The following is a 4,946-nucleotide window of genomic DNA, read 5'->3' on the forward strand; positions in this document are numbered from 1 at the left end:
ACGGCAATATCTGCGACTTACCCCATCCCCTGTGTGCGAGCCTGCTGGCGATGGGGCCAGTACCATCAATCCATTTCTCAAGGATTGGCGCTGACCGTATTGGCAACCTGTGGCACCTGCGGCAATGCCATGCCCTTGGGCCACAGCATCCAGATCTGTCCCTGTTGCTTCATATCCCCGGCCAGGTTTCCCGCTGCTTCACCGGTGCCCCAGAACAGGTCTGCCCGTACTTCGCCGGCAATTGCGCCGCCGGTGTCCTGGGCCGCGACCGGCCGGTTCAATGCACTGCCGTCAGGGCGGGTGGTGGATAACCACAACAGGCTTCCCAGGGGAATCACCTTGCGATCCACCGCCGCGCTGTAGCCGGCGGTCAGCGGCACATTCAGTGAGCCCCGCGGCCCTTCGTTGCTGTCGGGGTTACGGTTGAAAAACACGTAGCTGGGGTTGCTGCCCAGTAACTCGGGAATCCGGTTCGGGTTGGCTTTTGCCCAGGCACTGATGGTGCCCATGGTCACCTCTTCTTTCTTCAGTTCGCCCTGTTCGACCAGCCAGCGCCCGATGGGCCGGTAGGGGTGGCCGTTCTGGTCGGCATAGCCGATGCGCAACTGGCGGCCGTCATCGAGTCGAATCCGGCCCGAGCCCTGGATCTGCAGGAATTGCAGGTTCATCGGGTCTGTCAGCCAGGCGATCACCGGTGCCTTCACCCCGTTGGTTTCGATGGTGGCCGCGTCGTCGTAGGGCTTGAGCACTCGGCCTTCGAGGCGACCGCGCAGGCGCTTGCCCTTGAGCTCGGGGTAGATACTCTCCAGCGAGACGATGATCATGTCCTCTGGCACTCCGTACACCGGGATGTTGGCGCTGGCAGTCTGGGTGAGGCTACCGGGGTAGACCGGTTCGTAGTAACCGGTAATCAGCCCATTGGGGCTGTTGTCACCCGAGCGCAGGCCGTAGACATCCAGGTTCTGCTTCAGAAAGTCGCGCACATCCACGGCAGTCAGCGGCACATTGGCCGCCGCCGCGCAGGTGGCGCCCCACACCGCGTCGGCCTTGAGCCGGGTGCAGGCGCTGCGCCAGGAGTCAAAGCCCGCCAGCAGGTCTTCATCGGACACCGATGGCAAGGCTTCCCACGGTGCGCTGACATAAGTAGCGACGGCGTGGGTCTGGGGCTCTTCGGCTTTGTCACCGCGGTTGCAACCGGCCAACAGCGCGATAAGCGGTAGGGTCAACGCCAGGCCTTTGTGCCAGGTCTTGAAACTGTGCATGAGATTTCCTTGCCGGTCGTGCGAACGCTCCAGGCGTCCAGACAACCCGTATTGATAATAGGGCTATTGGTCTTTGCCGATGACCCGAGGATACTAACCGCCGTTTCCTGCTCCGAGGCCAAGATGTTTGTAAAACGATTTTCCATGGCCGTGCTGGCCTGCCTGATGTTGTCCGCCTGTGGCGGTGTCGATCCCAATTCCCCGCTGGGCCAACGCAAAGCGATCTTCAAGCAGATGCTCAAGACCAACGAAGAGCTCGGTGGCATGCTGCGCGGTCGTATCCCGTTCGACGGCCCGCGCTTTGCCGAGGGCGCGGTGCAACTTGATCAACTGTCCCGCGAGCCGTGGAAACATTTCCCGCAAGTGCGTGAAGAAGACCACACCAGTGCCCGGGATGAGGTCTGGCAAAAACAGGCGCGTTTCCAGGAACTGGCCCGCAGCCTTGAAGCGGCCACCGGTGAGTTGGTAAGCGTCAGCAAGGTTCAGCCCTACAGGGCCAGCAACCTGGGACCTGCGGTGCAGAAGGTAGAGGATGCGTGCAGCGCCTGCCATAAAGAGTTTCGGGATTATTGAGTAGGAGCAGCTGCAAGCTGCAAGTGTCGGGCTTTAGGCTTGCTGCTTAAAACTTGCCGCTTACTTATCCAACTCGTCCACCGCTTCCTGCAACTCTTTGCGAGAAGCCGCCAGTTTGTCCTTGCGTTTGTTGATCCGCTGCGCGTCGCCTTTTTTCATGGCCTTTTCCAGGTCGGCCTGACGCTGGCTGACCTCGTGCTTGGCTTCAAGAACCTTGTTTTCGCGTTCCTTGCGCAGGGAGGCGTCGGTGCAATGGGTGGTGACTTGGTTCAATGCCGTTTCCAGGCCGGCTTGCTGGTCTTTGTTGCCGCGGGACTTGGCCAGCTCGATTTGATTGATGATGCCCTGACGCTTGGCTGCGCAGCCGGTGAGCTCCGGTGTTTGCTCGGCTGCCATCAGGGGGGCGGCCATGGCGCTGCATAGCGTCAGCAGTGCGATAGGGGACAGAAAATTCATAGCAACTCCGTGAAAACTCGCGAACGGTTGGTATAGATGCGCTGTTGGAGCGCACGTTTACCCCTTGGGTTCAACTGTGGGACCTGGATTAAAAACCGTCGACCCCGGCACCCCTTAGTACTTCACTCAACGCCAGCACCTGTGGGTCGCGAAAAAAAGCCCTCAGTTGCGCAGCGCGTCCCGGGCCGATACCGGCTTCGGCTTGCCAATGTTCGATGTCGCGCTCGGCAAGCACCTGCCATGGCCCCTCCAGCCGGACCTCGCCGGTGGGTGGCAGGCCAAGGGCCTTGAGCCACTGCCCAAAAGGACGTTGCCGGGCGCTGTGCAGGCTGTCGAGCAAGCGGGCGCTGCTGCGTTCGCCGAAGCCGGCAATGTTAGCAAGCTCGTCGGCATCGAGGGTCATCCAATCCAGCAAACCATTGAGTCGACCGGCCGCCAGGAGTTTTTCCCAGGTGCCCGGGCCGACATGGGGCAGGGCTAATCCGTGCTTGCCGCTGAGCCAGCCCAGGCGCGCCAGGAACTGGCTTTCGCAGCCGGGCGTCGGCTGCCAGCAACTTAAAAAGTGATAATTGGCTGCCGCTGGGGCATTCACGTCCTGGCGCTCGACACTGCGCAGCACGACGCTGTCCAGGCGTGGAATGGTCAGCCCGGCCAGGCTGATGGCGACCCGGTCGCCAGGACGTATGTCCATTTGCTCCCAGCGTTTGAGGGAGCTGACGCTCACGCGGCGGATTCGTCGGTCGTCGAGCATCGCAGGTTCAAGTTCCAGTACGGGCGTGATGCGCCCGGTACGACCGATCTTGAAGCGCACGTGGCGCACCTCGGCCAGGGCCTGGGCATAGGGGTATTTCCAGGCCACGCTCCAGAACGGCGCCCGGGCCCGCCAGCGGTCAGCAGGTGGGCGGCGGCTTTGGCGCAGGACGACGCCATCGCTGGCAAATGGCAGTGGCGTGCGATACCAGTGGTCGCGCCACTGCTTGACGTCGGCCAATACCTGGACGGGTTGGCTGTAGCCGGTGGTGTCGGCAAAACCAAGCGCTTTGAGGGTCGCCTCCCGTTCGGGCAGCGTGGCCGGTCCGTCAGGCCAGTCCCAGACAAACAAGCCGATGTCCGCCCCCTCCTGCGCGGTCAAATTCGTGCGCGCCATCAGCCCCGCCACGGTCGCCCGGGCATTGAGACTGCCGTTGCTGGCCTGGACATGAGCAATCAGCCGCCAGTACAGCTCACCCTGAACGACCAGGTCCAATGGCTGATGCAACCGTTGCGGGATGGCGTTGATTTTGTGCGCAGCCCAGGTCCAGTCTTGCCCCTGGACACCATCACCGCGGCTGATCGCCTGATGCAGGCGCCCTCCGCGATAGATCAAGGTCACGGCCACGCCATCGACTTTCGGTTGGACCCAGAGGTCTTCTCGACCTTGCAGCCATGCCTTGACCGCGTCGGCATCCTTGAGTTTGTCCAGGCCGGTGTGTGCAACCGGGTGTGGCACTTTCCCGCCCGCCGTGCGCAGGGGGAAACTGGGTGCCACAAGGTCAAAGCAGTCGCGCCAATGGCCCAGCTGGATGCGGGATTGATCGTAGAGCTCATCGGCTACCAGTGATCGGCCGAGACGGTGATAGCTGTCATCCCATGAGTCGATTCGCTGTTGCAGGGCGGTGATTTCTGCCTGGGCGCGTCCGAGGGGCCAGTCGGGACAAGGCGCGGCGATGACGGGAGAAGTGATGAATATGAAGCAGGCCCATAGGCGTGATAGCGGCAGCATCGAAGCATCCTTGCTTGGTGGTGTGCTTGAAGGCTAGTCACTCTCACAGCAGGTGCGAGGCTGGGAGCGTTACCGGATTTTGCAGGGGGCGATGGCGAAGTCGTGGCGGTACAGTGCAGGGTGATTTGGTTGTGCAACTGTGCCTTGAACCCATCAGGGGCGAGTGCAGAATGGGGGCTCGATCCGCTCTGCCAGGCGTGCATCCCTATGGACCTGACGACCCTTGCTGTTTTCATCCCGGCCTGCTTCGCGCTGAACATGGCGCCGGGGCCGAATAACCTGCTGTCCATCAGTAACGCCTCGCGTTATGGCTTCGTCCGGGCGTGCAGCGGTGGCATTGGCCGGTTGCTGGCGTTTGCACTCATGATTGCCCTGGCAGCGGTGGGGTTGACCGCTGTGCTGCATACCTCGGAGCTGTTGTTCCTGGGGATCAAGTTCGTGGGGGCCGCTTATCTGTTCTATCTCGCCGTGCAATTGTGGCGGGCGCAGCCAGAAGCTGGCGCTGAAGCGGCGGTCACTTCGATGAGCGTGACTCGCCTGGCGCGCCAGGAGTTTCTGGTAGCGATCGGCAACCCGAAGGCGATTCTGTTGTTCACCGCCTTTCTGCCGCAGTTTGTCGACCGCGCCAGCACTGTCACCCAGCAGTTCGCCGTGCTGGGCGGCCTGTTCCTGGCGCTGGAGTGCATCGCCATCGGGTTGTATTGCTACATGGGGATTTACGCGCGGCGGCTGTTTGCCCGGCCGAGCGGCAAGCGTCTGTTCAATCGGCTGTGTGCGGGACTGCTGGCCAGTGCGGCTTCGTTTTTGCTGGTGGCGCGACGGTCTTGAGTTCGATGGTTCTATTGGTGCCTGAGAGAGGGTGGGCTTGTGGCGAGGGGATTTATCCCCGCTGG

The 4,946-nt window shown here is 62.0% G+C and carries 5 protein-coding genes; 2 read left to right on the plus strand and 3 right to left on the minus strand.

The window, feature by feature from the left end:
• Positions 1-77: 77 nt before the first annotated feature.
• Complete coding sequence (gene mltA / locus HU811_RS24955; RefSeq protein WP_186658653.1) at positions 78-1,262, minus strand: murein transglycosylase A; 1,185 nt, start codon at positions 1,260-1,262, stop codon at positions 78-80.
• Between the two features lie 123 nt (positions 1,263-1,385).
• Here mltA and HU811_RS24960 point away from each other — a divergent pair, with 123 nt between their 5' ends.
• Positions 1,386-1,835, plus strand: a complete 450-nt coding sequence (locus tag HU811_RS24960; RefSeq protein ID WP_092401582.1) for a c-type cytochrome — start codon at positions 1,386-1,388, stop codon at positions 1,833-1,835.
• Between the two features lie 60 nt (positions 1,836-1,895).
• Here HU811_RS24960 and HU811_RS24965 read toward each other — a convergent pair whose 3' ends face one another.
• Together HU811_RS24965 and ligB are read right to left on the minus strand one after the other, a co-directional pair.
• A complete protein-coding gene (locus HU811_RS24965; protein WP_092401585.1) occupies positions 1,896-2,291 on the minus strand; it encodes a DUF1090 domain-containing protein in 396 nt (131 codons plus the stop codon).
• Between the two features lie 88 nt (positions 2,292-2,379).
• The gene (gene ligB / locus HU811_RS24970; RefSeq protein ID WP_186658655.1) at positions 2,380-4,053 is read right to left on the minus strand and encodes an NAD-dependent DNA ligase LigB; all 1,674 of its coding nucleotides are present in this window, start codon (positions 4,051-4,053) and stop codon (positions 2,380-2,382) included.
• Between the two features lie 207 nt (positions 4,054-4,260).
• On the opposite strand from ligB, the gene HU811_RS24975 reads away from it, so the two are divergent.
• Entirely contained in the window at positions 4,261-4,881 is a 621-nt protein-coding gene (locus HU811_RS24975) for a LysE family translocator (protein ID WP_092401590.1), read from the plus strand.
• The last annotated feature ends 65 nt before the right edge of the window (positions 4,882-4,946 follow it).

It is taken from the genome of Pseudomonas tehranensis, from assembly GCF_014268615.1.
In the GTDB taxonomy this organism is placed as follows: domain Bacteria; phylum Pseudomonadota; class Gammaproteobacteria; order Pseudomonadales; family Pseudomonadaceae; genus Aquipseudomonas; species Aquipseudomonas tehranensis.

Coding starts and splice junctions, on each gene's coding strand:
- mltA (WP_186658653.1), bottom strand. CDS start 1,262: ATGCACAGTTTCAAGACCTGGCACAAAGGCCTGGCGTTGACCCTACCG.
- HU811_RS24960 (WP_092401582.1), top strand. CDS start 1,386: ATGTTTGTAAAACGATTTTCCATGGCCGTGCTGGCCTGCCTGATGTTG.
- HU811_RS24965 (WP_092401585.1), bottom strand. CDS start 2,291: ATGAATTTTCTGTCCCCTATCGCACTGCTGACGCTATGCAGCGCCATG.
- ligB (WP_186658655.1), bottom strand. CDS start 4,053: ATGCTGCCGCTATCACGCCTATGGGCCTGCTTCATATTCATCACTTCT.
- HU811_RS24975 (WP_092401590.1), top strand. CDS start 4,261: ATGGACCTGACGACCCTTGCTGTTTTCATCCCGGCCTGCTTCGCGCTG.